Genomic DNA, 18,634 nt, shown 5'->3' with positions numbered 1-18,634 from the left:
TGCGTCGACGACGTGCCGGGGGAGGCGTCCGTCAGGAGCCGAAGACCGCACCCAGGGCGTCGTCGGCAAGGGCCTGTCCGGCTTCCTCGTGCAGGTTGCGGGCCACGTCGACACCGACCGCCTGCAGCTCCGCGACCTGGTCGGGGTAGTTGGCGACCGCGGCGATGCGGACGTCGGGCAGGAACTCCCGGACCCGCTTGACGCACTCGACGTTGGCGTGGTGCCGGCCCATCGTCACCACGGCGAACTCGATGTCGGGGTGCAGCCGGACCCGCTCCCAGAAGTCCCGGTCCAGCGCGTCCCCACGGATGACGTTGCGTCCCCGCCCGATGTGGCGCAGCAGCTTGGCCTCGTCGACGTCCACCCCGAGCACGCGCCCCCCACGGCGGACCACCAGCTCGTCGTAGGCACCCGTGCCGACCCGCCCCATCCCGAACACCAGGATCCGCGCGTCGGCGATGTCGATGACGGCGTCCCCCGCCACGGTCGGGTGCCGCTCGAAGGCGGCCAGGCGCTCGCCCAGCCGTCCGTGCAGCGCGTACCGCAGCCGGCCTGCAACCGACGCCGCGACGAACGACAGCCCGACCGCCACCGCGAGGGTCGCCAGCCACCCCTCGCCGATCAGCCCCTCCCCCAGCGCGGCCGCAGCGACGATCAGGCCGAACTCGCTGAAGGTCGACAGGTGCAGCGCCGCACCCAGCGACGTCCGGGCACGCAGGCGGAAGCGGGTGAACAGCCAGAAGAGCAGGAAGGTCCGGAGCGGGAGGACGAGCAGGACGATCCCGCCGATCGCCCATGCCGCGCCCGACGGGAACCCCTGCAGCCCGATGGAGAGGAAGAACGCGACGAGGAAGATGTCCTTGAAGTCCAGCAGCCGCCCGGCCAGCTCGGGGGCACGCCGGTGGGCGGCCAGCAGGATGCCGGCGACGAGTGCGCCGAGGTCGGGCTTGAGGTCGACCAGCTCGAACAGCTCCGCACCGATGCCCACGGCGGCGGCGAACCCGAGCAGCACCAGCGTCTCGCCGTGCCCGACCCGGTCCAGCAGCCACCACAACGCGGGGCCGACGAGGAGGAAGACCGGGACGACGAGCAACGCCCAGGGGGAGGGACGGGTGCCGCCCACCGCCACGAGGAAGGCCACGGCGAAGACGTCCTGGAGGATCAGCACGCCGATGGCGACCCGGCCGGCGACCGACGCCGTTTCGTTGCCCTCCTCGAGCACCTTGACGGTGAACACGGTGGAGCAGAAGGAGAACGCGAACCCGATGACGGCGAGGCCGACGAGGTCCAGGTCGGCGGCCAACGGCAGGCCGAGCTGGGCGACGATCCACAGCACCCCCGCCGTCGCGGTGGTGGCCACCACGGCGAACGCGGTGGCGGTGCCCCAGACCTGCGGGGCGGCCAGCGTGCGGACCCGCAGCTTCAGGCCGATGCCGAAGAGGAGCAGCAGGATGCCGACGTCGGCGATCGCCTGGATGGCGGAGGTGGTCTCGAACCCGAAGCCGTGGAGGACGAACCCGGCCGCCAGGTAGCCGATCAGGGGCGGCAGGCCGACGGTGCGCGCGAGGAAGCCGAACCCGAAGGCAGCCAGCAGGAGCGCAACGTCCATGGCCGCGATCATCGCCGACGGGCGGACGACGCACATCCCCCAGATCGCGTAGGTCCGGCTGCGCCCTCGTCACCGGGCCCAGGGCGGACTACCGTTGTCCATAGGCGCCGGGCTGCTGGACGACCCGGCGAGCTCCAGCCGGCGACACTCCGCAGGAGATGACCACGTTGCTCGCACCACCCACGACGCTCCCCGACGAGTTCCGCCCGCTCACGCGGGAGGAGTACAACCGCCTGATCGACCTAGGGGTCTTCGAGGGCACGAGGGTGCAGCTCGTCGGAGGGCTGCTGATCGAGATGACCCCGCAGAAGGACCCGCACTTCCAGCTTGTCGTCGACCTGAACATGATGCTCGCCCATCAGGTCCACGGCCGGCACTCGGTCAACGTCCAGGGGCCCCTGCAGGTCGACGACATCTCCGAGCCCGAACCGGACCTGTCGATCCTGCCTCTGCCCAAGTACGGCGGCGTCGGCAAGACCGGCGAGGCCCTGCTCGTGATCGAGGTGGCCGAGTCGAGCCTGGCGCTCGACCTCGGGGAGAAGGCGCGGCGCTACGCGGCAGCCGGGTATCCGGAGTACTGGGTGATCGATGCGGTCAAGCGGGTCGTCATCCGCCACACCGCCCCCAAGCCCGACGGGACGTGGGCCACGATCGAGCACCTGACCGACGGCGTCATCGAGCCGGTCGCCGTGGCGGACGTGACCGTCGACCTCGACGAGCTCTTCGACTTCTAGGTCGACCCCCTCGCGCTGCCCCAGGTCAGCAGGCGAGCCGTCCGGCGATCGCGCCCTCGTGGGCGGTGGAGATGGCTGCGGTGCCCCCGACCAGGCGCACCTGCGAGCGGCACGTGCCGAACGAACCGAGGGCCGCACCCGTCGCGGTCGGGACGGCGTCGGCGAGGCCTTCGGTCAGCAGCACAACACCGTCGTCGCGAACGGCCGCGGCCGCAGCCGACAACGCATCAGGGAAGTCGCGGCCGGTGGCGATCCACACCGAGGACGGCTGGCCCGTCCGGCCGGCGACCTCCTCGGCTGCCAGCCGGGAGGTGTCGTAGCGGCCGTCGCCGCCGAGGCGGGTCACGTCGGCACTTTGGTCCCGCAGCTCGACCAGCACGCGCTCTGCCACCACCGCGGGTCCGCCGACCACCAGGACCTCGGCTTGGCCGATCACGTCCGCCGTAGCCGGCGACACCGTGGTGCCGTCCGTCAGCAGCAGCGGTGCCCCGAGCGCGCCGGCCAGCGCCGCACCCGACAACCCGTCGGGGAAGGCGAAGCCCGACGCGAGGACCACTACCGGGGGCTGGCCACCGCTCCGCTGTGCTGCCGCCACCGCGGTGGCGATCCGGTCCTCACCGCTCGTGCGTTCGACGTCCAGCCCCCGCTGGCGCAGGGCCCGAACCACCTCCTCGTCGATCGCTGCCGGGCCACCCAGCACGACCACCCGCCCGGCGCCGAGCCGCTCGATCTCGTCCAGCGTCACCTGCGGCACCGACGACCTGTCGGTCAGCAGCAACGCCGCGTCTTCGGCGATCGCCAGCGGGGCGCTCACCAGGGCGTCGGGAAAGTCCGCCGCGCTGGCGAGGACCACCGCCCCGGCCCCGTCGAGCACCCGCTGGGACACCGCAACGGCGGTGGAGATCCGCTCGCTGCCCTCCACCCTGGACAGCTCCTCGGGGACGCCGTCTCCGGTGGTCTCCACCAGCAGGACCCAGTCGTCGTCCCCACCGGCGTTCGGCCCCGGTGGCGTGACCCGCAGGCCGGTGCCCGTCAGCTCGGGGTCGGCGTCCACGGTGGTGCCTTCGACCGGGTCGTACCACTGCACCGTCGCGCCGGACGGGTCCTGCTGGAGGTCCAGGCCGATGGTGCGAAGGGCGGGCAGGTACACCACAGTGACCTGGCGGCCGGGCGTCGACGCAGCGATCGCGAAGTCGCCCTGCCCGTAGTTCCCCGACCCCTCCACGACCACGGATGCGTTGAGGTCGGGTTCGAGCTGCGGCCACGGGAGTCGCTCGAACAGGGTGCGGACGTGCACCTGGTCCTGTGCACCCGGCGCATCGAGGGCCTCTCGCCAGGTCGACACGAACTGCCAGATGGCGGAGTGGCCGTAGACCTGTCCGACGGCCCCGCTCAGCAGGGGCCCGTAGGCCTGGGCGCGGAACTGCTGGCGGGTCAGGTCGCGCTCGGTCTCGTAGGCGGTCTCGAACAGGAAGTGGGGGATGTCCACCTCGTCGGTCTCGTCCTCGCGGGACCCGAGGTAGGTCAGGTCGTAGGTGTAGGTGGCGTCGATGTCGAGCGCGATGTCGAGGCCGAGGTCGCTGGCGCTGTCGCCGGGGCTGCCGTGGGCGGTGCGGAGCTGCGTGGCCCCGGCGGCGGACAGGCCCCGGTCGACCGCCTCGACCAGGCGAAGCCCCTCCGGCGGCGGCGAGTAGTCACCGGCGTGCAACCAGATGACGTTGTCGGCGTCGGCGAACTTCTCCCCGACGTACCGGCCGTAGTCCTCCATCACCTGTTCGCCCGAGGCCAGCATGTCCTGGTACCAGCCTTCCGCGCCACCGTCGAACCCGAGGTAGGCGGGCGCGAGCAGGACCATGAAGCCCTCGTCGGCGGCCTGGCGGACCTGGTCGACGGCCGCGTCGAAGTAGGCGTCGTTGGGTGCGGAGAAGTCCCCGGGGGACTGGAACGGGTCGCGGCCGGCCTCGTCGCGTGGCGGGTCGTCGGCGAACTCGTGCTCGATCAGGTTGACGACGAGGGCGTTGAAGCCCTGGTCCCGCCGGGTGGAGAGGTAGTCCGCCGTCTCCTGGGGGTCGAGCTGCAGGACCAGCGACCACGCGGCGTCACCGTGGATGAGGAACGGGTCGCCGTCGGCGTCGACCAGGTGGTTGCCCGTCGGGTCGACGGCGAGCGGGAAGCTGGGCGGGGTCAGATCCGCGCTGTCGGCGATGGTGGGGCCGTCCCCACCCTCGGCGAACGACTGATCGGTGGCCGTGGGCTCGTCAGAAGACGGCTCCGGGTCGGCCGGGCTGGACGAGGTCGCCACGGGCGCGTCGCCGGTCGACGCGCCGGGGTCCGAGACGTCGGCTTGACCGGCACAGGCGGTCAGGACGAGCGAGACGGACAGCAGGGTCAGGAGAAGTCGAGGGTGCGTTGCCACACGAGTGGAGTCTACGACCGTGGGGACCTCGACGGGCCGGGAGGACCACCCCATCCGGGCGATCACGGCCTGCGATGACTAGTTGAAAACGTTCCCCGTTCGACCTTTCGGTACGTATCGCTGTGGACTAGCGTGCCCATCGGTCTCCCAACGATCAGAGGGGAGGGGAGGCCGTCGGCACGGGCCGGGTGGGTTCCGAACTGGGGGAAGCCGCAGGGATAGGCCTTCGACGGAGCCGTGTCGGACCCCGCGAGTTGACAAGTAATCGATCCCGCCATGCGCAGAACACTGACCACCACGCTCCTGGCCGCCATGCTCGTCATGGGTCTCGCCACGGCCGCTGCTGCCCTCGGGCCGCTGTACGTCCAGGACTTCTCCGATGACGCCGACGGCTGGAACGACAGCGACGACGACTGGTACGGCACGGTGACCCACAACCCGGGCACGGGCACCGCCACCTTCGAGGGCGACGAAGTGTCGGCGCCGTTCTCCCCCTTCGACGGCTATCGGGCCACCTGGACCGCTGGCTGGACCGCCGAGATCGACGTCTACCTGGACCCCTCTTGGGACGCCGGCGAGGGCTTCGACTACTCGGTGGCCGCCACCGGAACCGATGGACTGCACCAGCGGGACTTCATCTTCCACGTCGCCAAGGACGCCTCAGAGAACGCCCTCCTCGTCGCCGGTTCGAACAACACCAACTTCGCCGTGTTCGAGGACCTCGAGACCCGCAACCACGTCGAGGTCACCGACGCCGGTTGGTACACGCTCCAGCACGTGTTCCGCGACCACAATGGAACGTTGGCCGTGGACCTCAACCTGCTCGACAGCAACGGCACCGTGCTGTTCACCGAGACCCGCAACACCCCGGCGGACACCATCCCGGGCGAGGTCGGCGGCAACCGTTACGGCTGGTTCACCGTGATCGACGTGGACGGCGGCATCAAGGTGGACAACCACGAGCTGTTCGCCGCGGACCCGGAGAACGCCGACGACTGCAAGAACGGCGGCTGGGACGGGTTCGGCTTCCGCAACCAGGGCCAGTGCATCAAGTTCGTGAACACCGGCAAGGACAGCCGCTGACCAACAGCAGGGGGTCGACAACGGTCGACCCCCTCGCTCCCCTCAGTCGGGGATGGCCACGGTCACGGTCTGACCACCCCAGCCGTTGGCGAGGTCTCGGCCCTCGACGGTGATCTCCTCGATGCCGTCGGGGATGACCAGCCCGGTCAACGAACGGGTGAACGGCTGCTCGTTGGCGTGGTCGTGGGTGAGGACCCGCAGGCCCAGCTCCGTCCCGTCGGGCGCCACGGCGCGGAAGGCGTCGGCGTACCGCTCGGGTGAGTCATAGGGCGAGGAGATCGTCGCTGACAGCGTCCACGTGTCACCCGACCGCTCCAGATCCGCGTCGATCACGTCCGGGAACGACCCGTCGACATCATCCGCCGCTGCCCCCGCCTCGCTCGATGGCGTCGGCGTGGGTGACGCCGATTCCGACGAGCTCTCCATGTCGTCGGCGCACGCGGCAGCCGTCAGGAGGAGCACGACGCACAGGAGCACGCCTCGGACACCGATCGCCGTTCGTTGGACCATGGAACCCACCATGCCCAACCAACGCCGCTCCACGCAGGGGGCCACCCGTGTTGGTTGACCGCCGGGTCCGAAGGCGTGACGGTGCACGGCCGTGCCTCAGGCGACCTCGGTCACGAGTCCGACGTCACCCGCGACAGGATCTCCTCGAACGCCTGATCCGCGAGCGCCACGAGCTCCTCGTCGGTGCGGTCCTGGATGGGGTGGGGGACGAACACCCTCGCGACGTCGAACCCGAGCGCGTCGGCCTGGGTGTCGGCGGCCGTCACGAACTCGGTCGAGGCGACCATCACGCCCACGAGACCCCGGCGTTCGAGGTCGGCGATGTCATGCACACTGCACGACGTGCAGGAGCCTCAGTCGGCCAGCGCCTCGATGACGACGTAGCACTGCTCGGCGATCTCCTGCCGCAGGTCGACGGGGGCGGGCTTGGCGAACGTCGGCTTGCGGTAGCGCCGGACCTCCACCCCCTGGGCTCGCAGCCGCTCGTCGATCCGGTCGAGGAACACGTCGCCACGGGCCTTGGAGATGTCCAGCAGCCCGACGACCCTCCCATCCAGGATGGCGGGGCGAGGGGTACGCGGCCGGACCGCAGGGGTGGTCTCGTCGGTCGGGTCCAGCACCCATCTCGTCGAGCTCACGTCCTCACCTCCACGGTCGTCGGGTCGCTGCCGGCCTCGCCGCTGACCCATCCGCCGATGATGCCAGAGAACATCCCGGCCCCGCCGCCGGCATGGACGATCAGCAGCCCGCCGGGCCGGAACTTGGGGATGTCCATCTCCGCCAGTCCCTCGGGCAGGCCCTCGTCGATCCCGCCGGCCCCCCGCACCATCTCCGCACCCGGGATGGTCAGCAGCGACGTCAGCTCGGCATGCAGGCGTCCGCGGTCCCAGCCGGCATCGGCGAACACCCGGGCGTGTTCGGGCGCGACGACGAGCATCGCGTCGAACGCCATGGCCAGCTTGGGGTGGGCGACGCTGCGCAGGCTGGCGGCCATCGACGCGGCCAGCGACTCGGGCCGTCGGCTGATCTGGTCGATCATCCCGTGCACCCCACAGCCGGCGAACACCGTCACGGTGGTCGCGTCGGCGGCGAACCCGCGGTCGACCGCAAGCGATGTCCAGGGCGAGCCAGCCTCGTCCTCGGCGAAGCAGAACGTGTACTTGCCCGGCTGGCCGAGCGTTGCCCGGTCGACCCCGCCGGGATGCCCGCCGCCGAGGTTGCGCACGACGAGGTTGAGCGCCCGCCCGATCGTGGCGTTGGCGCGGTTGCCCTGCCCGAGGGCGTTGATGCCGCTGTTCATGCCGATCCGCGTGGCGCCCGGCCCGTTGACCACGACGACCGGCCCGGCGAACCACGTCGTCGCGAGCAGCCCGTGCATGTTGAAGCGGTCCGAGCAGGCGGCCTCGACGGCGGCGATGACGAAGGGGAGGTACTCCGGCCGGCAGCCGGCCATGACGGCGTTGACTGCGACCTTCTCCACCGTCGCCTCGGCCAGGTTCGGCGGGACGACGGCGACGACCTCGTCGGGCGCGCGGGTGGTCCCGGTCAGCATGGCGGCGACCCGTTCGGGGGTGGGCGGGACAACGGGCAGGCCGTCGGTCCAGCCACGGTCGAACATCGCCTCGATGTCGTCCTCGGCCGACGCCAGCTCCACCCGGCGGCTGGTCAGCCCGTCGCCGGCGAACCGTGCCCGCAGCGTGTCGACGACGTCGGGGTCGACCGACAGCGACCCGCACCCCGGACGGAACTCCGGCAGGTCCGGACCCAGCCCGGACAGGCGGGTGAACGCCTCCCACTCCTCGCGATCCCAGCCGACGATCCGGTCGACCACTTCTCCGTCGGCGACCCTCAGCAACGTCGGCACCACCTCGATGTCGTGGTGCCACGACAGCGCCAGGTCCTCGTCGTGGAGTGGGTCGACGCTGGCCGGCCACGCGGGGTCGTCCTGCGTGACGACCGTCACCAGGCCGGTGGCCCACAGCCGCTCCAGGACGGGGACCACCATCACGCAGGTCGGGCAGTCGCGCTTGACCACGGCGACCAAGCCCTCGGGCAGGTCCGGCACGGTCGTGGAAACCATCGACGGTGACGCTACACCGCAGGTGCCGTTGCGGTCCCCGCCGAAATAGTGTCAGGCCGGGGCGGGCCCGTCGACGTTGATCGTCGGCACACCCTCCCCTGCCCGGACGATGACCGCTCGCGAGGTCACCTCGCCCGGATTGGACTCCCGGTGGACGGCGTACGGCGGGATGTGCAGGAAGTCGCCGGGGCCGGCGTCGTCGACCACCGTTCCGCCCGGCCCCGACTGCATGCGCAGCGTCCCGGCGACCACGTACAGGGTGCTGTCGTGGTCGCCGTGGTGATGCCATCCGCTGGCCACGCCGGGGGCGGTCTCGACCGTCCCCGTCCAGGTGCGGTCAGTCCGGAACGCGAGGCGTCGGGTCATGCCGGGGGTCGGGTCGGCCACGGACAGCTCGTCCTCACCGACGACGCGGGCGGGTCGTGCGGGGTCCTGTTGGTGCATGACGCGATCCTTGCACCCGCGCGCGGAGCAGACCGCGGCAGTCAGATCACCAGGAGGATCGCGGCGTATCCAGCGGCACCCAGCACCAGGGGGCCGACCCGGCTCTCGCGTTCCTCGGGCAGCTCCTCCTTCACCACGGTGAGGACGATGGACCCGGCGAGGAAGGCCAGGGGCAGGCCGACGGCGACCTCGGGCAACACGACGACCAGGCTTGCCAGCCACCCGACCAGCACCGCTGCGGCAAGGACGTAGCGGCCGGTGTCGTGGTACAGCCGGCCGTGGTCCTCGCGCAAGCCGTGGTCGTTGACGACGAAGTGCACACCCATCGCCGCGGCGAACAACCAGACCGAGCTGTCCGACAGCCGGGCCTGCTCCAGCAGCAAGTAGCCGATCACCATGTTGTAGAGGCCGTAGGCACCGATGTGCACCCACCCGACCCGGTCGTCGGTCTGGCGGTCCTGCTCGGCCGCCTTGGACCGTTCGGCCTGCTGCTGGAGGGCGTAGAACGCCAGCAACCCGACGAGCGCCATGAGCCAGGCGTTGCGCTCGACCGACGCCAGCCAGCCGGTGGACTCCTCGAGCTCCGCCGCGATGTGCGCCACCTCGGGCAGGAGGTGCACGAACACGTAGGCCAGCGAGACACCCGACGCCGCGGACAGCCATGCCCGACGGGGCACCGCCCCCACCTCGAACAGCCGCCGCCCCGCCAGGTGCAGCCCCGCAAGGCAGACGGCGAGGAATCCCGTCACCCACGTCGTCGTCATGCAGGGCCGGTACCCGGCAGCCCCGCTGCTCACACGACAGGCCAACACGACACGAGGCCGAGTTGGCCGTCCGACCCCTCCCCTCCACCGAACGTCGGGCACCATGCACTGGCTGATGACCACTCCGGACCTGCCACCCTCCCCTGCGGAGCGCCGCCATGCGGACCTGCTGCGGTCCGAACGCACCATGCTCTGGGTGCGGACCCTCGCGGCGGTCTTCGCCCTGGTCCAGATCATCACGTACTCGGCGTTGCCCTATCCGCCGGGGTGGGCCGGTGCATCCCTCGGGCTGGTCGTCGTGATGGCCGTGGTCAACATGGTCGTCCTGGCCCTGCTGATGACGCGCTGGGCGTCCACGCTGCCGCGCGCCCGTGGCCTGGCCCTGACCACGACGGCCCTCGACGTGCTCGTCGCCAACGGGCTGGTGCTGGCCTACAGCTTCGATCCGGGGTCGGCCCACTGGGCGATCCTGTTCCTCACCCCGCTGCTGGGCGCGGCCCGGTTCCGCCTGCCGGGTGCGCTGATCGCGTGGGGCGGCACGGCCGTGCTGTACACCGCCCGCCAGGCGTTCGCGGCGGACCGCTTCGAGGACATCAGCTTCTCCCCCTCCTCCATCGGGTTCCGCATGGGGCTGGCCCTCCTCGTCGCGCTCGTCGCCGGCCTGCTGGCCCGCGACCTGGCGCGCGAGCGGGAACGCACCGCCCAGGCGCTGACCGAGGTCGCCCGGGTCGACCTGCTGCGTGCCCGTCTCGTCGGCTCGCTCGCCCACGACCTCCGTTCGCCGCTGACCGCCATCAACGGCGCCCTCAAGGCCATCACCCCGGACCAGCCAGCGGAGCTGCAGGAGCAGCTGGTCGGCCTCGCCCGACGACAGGGGGCCAGGCTGGCCCGCGTGGCCGACGGCATGATCGACCTGGCCCGTGTCGAACGAGGTCAGCTCGAGCTGGAGCTCCACCCGACCGACCTGGCCGAGGTGGTCGCCGCCACCCTCGAGGCGCTCGCTCCCAAGGAGGGAGAGGTGTCGGTCGCGATCCCCGACGGGCTGATGGTCGAGGCTGACCCCGACCGGCTGGACCAGATCCTCTACAACCTGATCGGCAACGCGATGCGCCACGGCCGACCGCCGGTCGAGGTGACCGCGACCGAGGACGGCCGGGCCGTGACCATCGCCGTGACCGATCAGGGCAAGGGTGTCCCGACCGAACGGCAGGACGGCCTGTTCGACGCCTTCACCACGTCGGGGTCGGGCGGGATCGGCCTGGGCCTGTGGCTGGTCCAGGAGCTGGCCCGAGCCCACGGCGGCGAGGCCAGCTACCGCGCCACCGATCACGGCGGTGCCTGCTTCGAGGTGGTCCTGCCCCGCGCCTGACCGGGTACTAGGCCGGCGCGTCCCCCACCGGTTCGCCGCCGTGCAGCCACTCCAGCAGGTCCGGTGGGAACAGCTCGGCCGCACGTTCCTCGTAGCGCTGGACCAGGCGGGGATCCAGCCGCCGGCCGTCGCCGACCCGGCCGCCGCGGAAGAACTGGCTGGGGTCGAGGATGATGCCGACGGGGTCGGGGACCATCCGGTGGGCGTTGTCGCGCATGGCCTCCAGCGACGTGGCCTCGACGGCACAGTCGACGTGCTCCAGCGGCAGGTCCAGGGCAACGGCCAGGCGCTCGACCTCGCGTCGCCGGTCGACCACGAGGTCGGCGTAGCGGACCAGCACGACGTTGGGTTCCTCACGGCGCTGCCACGCATCGATCAGGTGGTGAGCCACGCCGTTGAGCGAGTCGAGGTGCTGGCGCGGATCGGCGTCGTCGACGACCCAGCGGCTGAGCCACGTGCCCAGCTCGACGACCGGTCGACCCGCGGGCACCGGCTGCCCGGCGAGCTCGGCCATCCGTCGCCGGTCGAGGTTGCGGATGTGGTGGAACAACGACGTGGCGGCGTCCAGCGGATGGCGGGCCACCACGACATAGCCAAGGCCCTCTCGCCACGGCAACCCGTCCAGCGGCGTGTGGGTCTTGATGACGCGCCGGTGCTCCTGCGCCTCGAGCCGGCCGAGCACCTCCAGCAACGGCTCGACCAGGTGGTCGATCCACGGCGAGACGACGGGGAGGGGTGCCGGCAGGTCGGGGCCGTGGATCAGGTGCAGCAGGATCGCCTGGGCCCAGGTCGTCCCGTGCTTGGTCCGCGTCGACACGACGATGTCGCCGTCCCGGCGCGACAGGCCACCCCAGCGACTGGAGTCCTCGTCACGCGATCGGTATCTGGGTCGGCCCACGCCCCGCAGTGTGCCTGTCGCGCAATCGCCGAGTGGCCGGCAGGGACGAGGCGGTACGGTGCGGACGTGGGCACCGTGGACGCGTTCATCGAGGGGCTGGCCGAGCCCGACCGCGCTGCCGTTCGGCGGGCGGCCGACATCGTCATGCGGGTCGCGCCGGACGCCGAGCAGTCGACGAGCTACGGCATGGCCGCCTTCCGGTCCGGCGGCAAGCCGCTGATCGGATTCACGTCCAGCAAGAACCACCTGTCGGCCCACCCGTTCAGCCCGCCCGTGGTCGACGCCGTCGCCTCGGAGCTGGACGGCTCCTCGCTGTCCAAGGGCACCATCCGGTTCACCGCCGCGCAGCCGATCCCCGACCATGTGGTCGAGGCGATGGTGCGGCTGCGCCTCGCCGAGATCGCCTGACCCCGGCCCGACACGTCCGGGGGCGTAGGATCAACGGGCCGTGAAGCCGTTCCTCCTCCTCGCCCACCGCACCGTCGACCGTGCCGCCGACGACGAGTACGCCGCCATGCTGCGCTTCTCCGGCCTGGAGGAGTCCACCCTCCACCGGGTCAGGATGGAGCAGGGCCCCCTCGGGCCGGTCGACCTCGACGACTACTCCGGCGTGATCCTCGGTGGCGGCCCCTACAACGTGACCGAGCCGGTCAAGTCCGCCGCCCAGCAACGCGTCGAAGCCGAGGTCAGCGCGTTGCTCGACCAGGTCGTCGCCCGGGACCTGCCGTTCCTCGGTGCCTGCTACGGCATCGGCACGCTCGGCACCCATCAGGGCGCGATCGTCGACCGGACCCACTCCGAACCGGTTGGACCGATGACGATCACGCTGACCGAGGAGGGGACGGCCGACCCGCTGATGGCCGGCCTGCCCGAGACGTTCGAGGCCTACCTCGGCCACAAGGAAGCGATCCGCCGGCTGCCCGCCCACGCGGTGCGCCTCGCCTCCTCCCCGACCTGTCCGGTGCAGGCCTTCCGGATCGGTCGCAACGTCTACGCCACCCAGTTCCACCCCGAGCTGGACCTCCCCGGTATCGAGACCCGCATCGACGTGTACAAGGATGCCGGCTACTTCGAACCGCACGAGGCCGATCTGCTGATCGCGAGGGCCCGCCAGCGCACCGTCGAGCACCCGATGCGGATCCTCGCGACGTTCGTGGACCGGTACGCCCGCACCCGCGTCGCCTGACCCGAACCGCCACGGCAGGAATTCGCGACCACCGCGTCGAACCTCTTCTTCGGGGCGACCACAGAGCCGACGTCGCCTCCACGAGGAGAGCAAGATGTCACGCCGTCGTTCGTTCCTGCCGATCGCGGTCGCCACGCTGGCCATCGCCCTGGTGCTGCCGTTGCTGCAGTCCGCCGCACCCGCCACCGCCGACGACCCGGCCGTCCGTGTCGGCTTCGGGGTCCGGACGATCACGCCGGTCGGTGAACCTCCGGCAGAGTGGGCCCAGTTCTTCACGCCTCACCCGGAGACCGGTGTGTGGGGCGAGCCCTACGTCGACCTCGACGGCGACGGCTGCTACTCCGGTGTGACCAACGAGGACGCCGCGCCGGTGCTCGACGGTGAGCCGCCGACCGGTGCCGCGCCCGAACCGTTCGTCGACCAGCCGTGGAACTCCGCCGGTGACGGCGTGGAGGTTCCCGGCCCGTACGGCGTGCGCGGCGTCGACATCTACGGCGACCCCGACTCCACCGGCAAGTGGGACGGCGTGTGGGGCAACGCCGGCTTCGGCGCCATCTGCGCCCTCGGTGCCAACGACGACACGCTCGCCTCGGCGATGGTCGTCGACGACGGCGAGACCACGGTGGCGATGGTGTCCCTCGATGTCGTTGGGCTGTTCAACATCGAGGTCCAGCGGATGCGCCGCGAGCTGGTCGCCCGCTACCCCGACATGCCGATCGACGAGCTCGTGGTCAGCTCGACCCACACCCACGAGGGCGTGGACACGATGGGCTACTGGGGCCAGCTGTTCCTCAACACCGACGGCAAGTTCCCCGCCTACCAGGCGTTCATCCGCTCCCAGATCATCGATGCGGTCCGCGAGGCGTGGGAGGCCCGTGTCCCCGCCGAGGCGAAGTGGGCCAGCGGCGCACAGCCGATGGGCATCCGCGACTCGCGCCCGCCCTTCGTCGTCGACGGCGAGGTCCCGTCCGGCCAGTTCGTCCACGCCGAGACGGGCGAGGTGATCGGCACGATCGTCAACTGGTCCAACCACCCCGAGGCGCAGGGCTCCAACAACCCGTACATCTCCTCGGACTTCCCGACCTGGACCCGCGAGTACCTGACCGCCGAGACCGGCGCCCCGGCCATCTTCTTCACCGGGGCCGTCGGCGGGCTGCAGACCCCGCTGGGTGTCGACATCACCGGCCCCGACGGGACCCAGTACGGCTCGTCGGTCAGCTGGGAACGGACCCAGGCCATCGGTGAGCTCGTCGCCATCTCGGCGCTCGAGGCGCTGGAGGACGCCCCGGTGGAGGCGCTGCCGACCATCGACGCGAAGCGGCGGGTCTTCACCTTCGACGCCGACAACAACGTCCTGCGCGCCCTCAGCTTCCGCGGTGTGTTCGACCTGCCGACCTTCGTCGGTGCCGAGTCGTGGGGTGATCCCGAGGACCGCACCGACGGCGTGTACGTCGACTCCTTCGGCCCGCAGAACCAGACCGAGATGGTCCGCGTCACCATCGGTGACGCCGTGTTCCTGACGGTGCCCGGCGAGCTGTCACCGGAGATCGAGCTGGGCGGCTACGGTCGCGTCGACCAGACGTTCCCGCACTGGAACGGTGGGGAGGGGACCTACGACGCGTGCCCCGAGGCCGACACCAGTCGTCCCCACGAGCCCGTCATCAGCGACACCTACCCCGACGCCGAGCACCTGTTCGTGCTGGGCCTCGGCCAGGACGAGCTGGGCTACATCATCCCCGGCTACGACTTCCACCTGATCGAGGCGCCGGGTGACCCCATCGGCGACGCCGGCTACCCCGGCGTCGGCCCGGGCCTCGTGCCGCTGGGCGGCCTGGAGTACGAGTCCTGCGGCGAGGGCCACTACGAGGAAACCGTGTCGGTCTCCTCCACCTTCGCGCCGTGGGTGGCGTGTGTGGCCGTCGAGCTGTCGGGCATCCAGCCGTGGGGCGACGAGGACTACCCGGCCTGCAGCCACGCCAACACCCACACCAACCCCTACGGCGTCCGCACCGACGACCTGCCCGGCGGACAGCCGGCCGACCGGTTCACCGAGGCCGAGGCCCGTCAGCGGATGATCGACGCGATCGAGGCGTCCCACGGCCACTCCCACCTGCCGGAGGAGCACGTGATCTCCCCCGACGCGCGAGTGGAGGAGCCGGGACACACCCACGGCAACGGGGTCGTCCACGAGCACTGAGGTCGGGGCGAACGGGCCGCGGCGTACTCCTGCTGGCGCGGACCTGCCCCGCCGGTTGCAGGGCGTTAGGTTGGCGACCTGATGGCCCTGCTGCTCCCGCCGACCCCCGTTCCGTCGCTCGCTGCCTACGTGGACGGCGGTGGCGGGGAGGGGTTGGCGACGGCGTTGGAGCTGACCCCGGAGGAGGTCATCGACGAGGTCCGCGAGTCACGGCTCCGGGGCCGTGGCGGCGCGGGGTTCCTCACGGGCACCAAGTGGGCGTCGGTGCGGGAGGGAGCGCGAGAGTCCGACTCCACCGCCTACCTGGTCTGCAACGGTGCGGAGGGGGAGCCGGGCACTGCCAAGGACCGCGCGCTCGTGGCCGCCAACCCCTTCCAGCTGATCGAGGGGATCTGCATCGCCCTGCACGGGATCGGTGCGGTCGAGGCAGTCATCGGGGTCAAGGCCCACGACGAGCACCAGGTGACCCGCCTGTGCAACGCGGTCGATGAGGCGACCGCCGCCGGCTGGGAGGGCGCCGATCGGATCATCGTGGTCACCGGTCCCGACGAGTACCTCTACGGCGAGGAGAGCGCGATGCTGGAGGTCATCGAGCACAAGCTGCCGATGCCACGCATCCTGCCGCCCTACATGCAGGGCCTGCACGCCACGATGGACCAGCCCAACCCCACCGCGGTCAACAACGTGGAGACCCTGAGCCACGTCGCGCACGTCTTCCGGGAGGGCGCCGCGGCCTGGCGCCAGGTCGGCACCGAAACCGCCGCCGGGACGATGATCTTCACCGTGTCCGGCGACTGCACGCGTCCCGGGCTGTACGAGCTGCCGCTCGGTACCTCGCTGCGGGAGCTGTTGGTGGATCACGCAGGAGCTGAGGACATCGGGTTCGTCATCTCCGGGGTCTCCAACACCGTCATCACCCCCAGGCTGCTGGACCTGCCGATGGACTTCGACTCCTTCGCCGAGGCGGGCACCGGCCTGGGCTCCGGCGGGTTCGTCGTCTACGGGAGCCACCGCGACGTCGTCCAGGTCACCGAGCGGCTCGCGGAGTTCCTGGCGGTGGAGTCCTGTGGACAGTGCAACGCCTGCCAGCTCGGCACCGCGACGATGGCTGACGCCCTCAAGCGGATCGACGCGGGGGACGGCACGACGGGCGACCTCGCGGAGATCCGCGCCACGCTGTCCACGGTCACCAACAGCCGTCGCTGCTACCTGCCGGTCGGGGCGCAGCTGACCATCGGCAGCATGATGGAGGAGTTCGGCGAGGCCTTCCGCTCCCGGCTGGGTGTGCCCGGCGACCCCGAGGTCGCCGTCGACGTCCCCAAGATCGTCCTGCTGGAGGACGGGGTGGTCCGCTATGACCCCGACTACCACCGCAAGCGCCGCGACTGGTCCTACCCCACCACCGAACCGGGTGACCCGGACGGCGCTGCCGAACCGGAATCACCTCGGTGATGGTTGGGTGTGCGGCCGCAGCGTGACGCCTCCGCCGATCCCGATGTCACACCCCCGGCGTAGGGTGCGAAGTACATCGAGATCGAGCTTCTGCAGGAGGTGAACACGGTGGTGGAACGCGGCGTTGAGGTCGGCTGGGACGAGCTGGTCGACGTCCTGCGCGCACAGGGCCTCGGGGACGTTCCCGTCAGCGTCTGGACCACCGCGGACGATCTCGCGGGGATGCCGCCGGTGGGTGATGGGCCGGTGCCGGCGGTGACCAGGGCGTTGGAGGGGCTGGGACGGATCAACGGATGGTTGGCGGGTTCCGATGCGGCGGACCTGGCCGACCCGGCCGAGCTGCAGACCGTGGTCGCGGGGCTGGCCAATCTGGATGCGGCCCTGTCGGCGGCTCGGTTGCGGGCGATGCTGGCGGCGCGGGAGGCAGGACTGCCGGAGGCCGAGGGGGCGGTCTCGTTGCAGGCGTGGGCGACGCAGGCCCTGTCGGTCTCTTCGGCGACCGCAGCGAGAGAGGTACGGCTGGCGGAGGGGCTGATCGACCGGCCGGACGTGGTGGACATGCTGCAGGCGGGGTCGATCTCCCACGACCACGCGGCAGGGATCGTGGCGGCGGCGGAACGGCAGGCGGCGGATCAGGAAGCTGCTGCTCGTGTCCGGATGGCGGAAGAGGAGGAGGCGCGGGAACGGCGGCGACGGGCCGACCAGCAGGCGCAGGCCGACGCCGCGTCGATGGCCGAGCGGATGCGGCTGGCCCGGGAGGCTGCCGAGCGGGAGCAGCAGCTGGCGAGGGAACGCGCCGAGGAGCGGGCAGCGAAGGCGGCGGAAGAGGAAGCGGCCCGGCGTGCCCGCCAGGACGCGCTGGTGGAGCAGGCCGTCCAGGGGTCATCGCCCGACCGTGTCCGGCGAGAGGCGACCCGCTTGCGGTCGCAGGATGCCGAGGCGTTGGAGCGTGCGGCGGCCGCCCAGCGGTCCCGCCGGTCGGTGCGGTTGTGGACCGATCGCACGACCGGGCAACGGGTGTTGCGGGCCGACCTGACCGATGACGACTACGACCTGCTGCGCGCCGGGTTGCAGGCCTGTGAGGCGCCGGACCCGAAGAACACCCCGGCCGCGGAGCTGCGGACCCCCGAGCAACGTCGCTACGACGCGTTCCTCGATCTGGTCGCGGCGGGCCTGGCGGCGGGTGAGCTGCCGACCTCGCGGGGGGTCAAGCCACACGTGACGGTGACGGTGCCGGCCGAGACGTTGACCGGTGATGCGGACCGGCCGGGGGTGACGTCGTTCGGGACGGTGATCTCGCCCGAGACGGCTCGGCGGTTGGCGTGCGATGCGTCGTTGACGCGGGCGGTGTTGTCGCCGTCGGGGATGCCGTTGGACATCGGACGGTCGACGCGGGTGTGGACGGCCGCGCAGCATCGTGCCGCCGAGCTGTTGTTCGGTGGCTGTGCGTTCCCATCGGGAGAGGGCGAGCCGTGCGGCCGGCCCATGGGCTGGACGGATCTGCATCACGTGATCTGGTGGCGGCACGACGGTCCGACCGATCAGGACAACGGGGTGCCGTTGTGCCGGTTTCACCACACGGCGGTGCACCACGACGGCTGGACGCTTGAGTGGGACCTGCCGACCGGCACCGTCACGATCCACCGTCGACGCCGGGGCACGACGGTCCGACGATCGGCGGTGTTCCCCCGCGACAACCACAACGGCGGACCGACGCCCGGCCCGGACGATCCACCCGGCAGCGCCCACGAACACGACGACCACGATCACGACGACCTCGATCACGACGACCTCGATCACGACGACCTCGATCACGACCCCGGCGTCCACCCCGGTAACGGTCCCGCCGACGGCGATGGTCGATTGCCGATCTGACCCGCACCCCGCCGACC

Annotated in this window: 16 protein-coding genes; 8 read left to right on the top strand and 8 right to left on the bottom strand. The window is 71.3% G+C overall.

All coding sequences use genetic code 11. From position 1 onward, the window contains the following. Positions 1-31: 31 nt before the first annotated feature. Entirely contained in the window at positions 32-1,609 is a 1,578-nt protein-coding gene (locus DVS28_RS01220) for a cation:proton antiporter family protein (protein WP_164709770.1), read from the bottom strand. Between the two features lie 158 nt (positions 1,610-1,767). Between DVS28_RS01220 and DVS28_RS01215 the strand changes: the two genes are divergently transcribed. Beyond that, complete coding sequence (locus DVS28_RS01215; RefSeq protein WP_114589826.1) at positions 1,768-2,343, top strand: Uma2 family endonuclease; 576 nt, start codon at positions 1,768-1,770, stop codon at positions 2,341-2,343. Between the two features lie 25 nt (positions 2,344-2,368). Here the strand turns inward: DVS28_RS01215 and DVS28_RS01210 are convergent, their stop codons facing one another. Then, positions 2,369-4,759: an apiosidase-like domain-containing protein gene (locus DVS28_RS01210; protein ID WP_164709769.1), complete on the bottom strand. Its 2,391-nt coding sequence runs from the start codon at positions 4,757-4,759 to the stop codon at positions 2,369-2,371. A 276-nt stretch (positions 4,760-5,035) separates the two neighbouring features. On the opposite strand from DVS28_RS01210, the gene DVS28_RS01205 reads away from it, so the two are divergent. Then, a complete protein-coding gene (locus DVS28_RS01205) occupies positions 5,036-5,842 on the top strand; it encodes a hypothetical protein (RefSeq protein WP_114589824.1) in 807 nt (268 codons plus the stop codon). A gap of 42 nt (positions 5,843-5,884) precedes the next feature. Here DVS28_RS01205 and DVS28_RS01200 read toward each other — a convergent pair whose 3' ends face one another. The 5 genes from DVS28_RS01200 to DVS28_RS01175 form a co-directional block, all read right to left on the bottom strand. Continuing rightward, positions 5,885-6,352 carry a hypothetical protein gene (locus DVS28_RS01200; protein ID WP_164709768.1) on the bottom strand — a complete coding sequence of 156 codons (468 nt, stop codon included), beginning with the start codon at positions 6,350-6,352 and terminating at the stop codon, positions 5,885-5,887. A gap of 110 nt (positions 6,353-6,462) precedes the next feature. Then, positions 6,463-6,990: a UGSC family (seleno)protein gene (locus DVS28_RS29850; RefSeq protein ID WP_273701367.1), complete on the bottom strand. Its 528-nt coding sequence runs from the start codon at positions 6,988-6,990 to the stop codon at positions 6,463-6,465. Further along, a complete protein-coding gene (locus DVS28_RS01185) occupies positions 6,987-8,432 on the bottom strand; it encodes a YbbN family protein (RefSeq protein WP_114589820.1) in 1,446 nt (481 codons plus the stop codon). Before DVS28_RS01185 ends, DVS28_RS29850 begins: the two co-directional genes overlap by 4 nt. 51 nt (positions 8,433-8,483) lie before the next feature. Continuing rightward, the gene (locus tag DVS28_RS01180; protein ID WP_114589819.1) at positions 8,484-8,876 is read right to left on the bottom strand and encodes a cupin domain-containing protein; all 393 of its coding nucleotides are present in this window, start codon (positions 8,874-8,876) and stop codon (positions 8,484-8,486) included. A 41-nt stretch (positions 8,877-8,917) separates the two neighbouring features. Next, on the bottom strand, positions 8,918-9,640 hold the full coding sequence (locus DVS28_RS01175; protein WP_114589818.1) for a ZIP family metal transporter: 723 nt from the start codon (positions 9,638-9,640) through the stop codon (positions 8,918-8,920). A gap of 115 nt (positions 9,641-9,755) precedes the next feature. On the opposite strand from DVS28_RS01175, the gene DVS28_RS01170 reads away from it, so the two are divergent. After that, entirely contained in the window at positions 9,756-11,009 is a 1,254-nt protein-coding gene (locus DVS28_RS01170) for a sensor histidine kinase (RefSeq protein ID WP_164709767.1), read from the top strand. Between the two features lie 7 nt (positions 11,010-11,016). On the opposite strand, the gene DVS28_RS01165 is transcribed toward DVS28_RS01170, so the two are convergent. Beyond that, positions 11,017-11,907, bottom strand: a complete 891-nt coding sequence (locus DVS28_RS01165; protein ID WP_114589816.1) for a sulfotransferase domain-containing protein — start codon at positions 11,905-11,907, stop codon at positions 11,017-11,019. A 66-nt stretch (positions 11,908-11,973) separates the two neighbouring features. On the opposite strand from DVS28_RS01165, the gene DVS28_RS01160 reads away from it, so the two are divergent. The 5 genes from DVS28_RS01160 (at position 11,974) to DVS28_RS01140 (ending at position 18,617) form a co-directional block, all read left to right on the top strand. After that, a complete protein-coding gene (locus tag DVS28_RS01160) occupies positions 11,974-12,315 on the top strand; it encodes an iron chaperone (protein ID WP_114589815.1) in 342 nt (113 codons plus the stop codon). Positions 12,316-12,355: 40 nt separating this feature from the next. Then, the gene (locus DVS28_RS01155) at positions 12,356-13,093 is read left to right on the top strand and encodes a glutamine amidotransferase (protein WP_114589814.1); all 738 of its coding nucleotides are present in this window, start codon (positions 12,356-12,358) and stop codon (positions 13,091-13,093) included. 94 nt (positions 13,094-13,187) lie between these two features. Continuing rightward, positions 13,188-15,290, top strand: coding sequence for a hypothetical protein (locus DVS28_RS01150; protein ID WP_114589813.1), 2,103 nt, complete (start codon positions 13,188-13,190; stop codon positions 15,288-15,290). Positions 15,291-15,371: 81 nt separating this feature from the next. Further along, positions 15,372-16,742 carry an NADH-ubiquinone oxidoreductase-F iron-sulfur binding region domain-containing protein gene (locus DVS28_RS01145; protein ID WP_114589812.1) on the top strand — a complete coding sequence of 457 codons (1,371 nt, stop codon included), beginning with the start codon at positions 15,372-15,374 and terminating at the stop codon, positions 16,740-16,742. 99 nt (positions 16,743-16,841) lie between these two features. Beyond that, positions 16,842-18,617 (top strand): HNH endonuclease signature motif containing protein, encoded by a 1,776-nt coding sequence (locus tag DVS28_RS01140; RefSeq protein WP_114589811.1) that lies wholly within the window; start codon positions 16,842-16,844, stop codon positions 18,615-18,617. The last annotated feature ends 17 nt before the right edge of the window (positions 18,618-18,634 follow it).

Origin of the sequence: Euzebya pacifica, from assembly GCF_003344865.1 — a bacterium.
Classification (GTDB): Bacteria; Actinomycetota; Nitriliruptoria; order Euzebyales; family Euzebyaceae; genus Euzebya; species Euzebya pacifica.
Note: the sequence above shows the minus strand (reverse complement) of the source record. Positions and strands in the feature narration are given on the sequence as shown.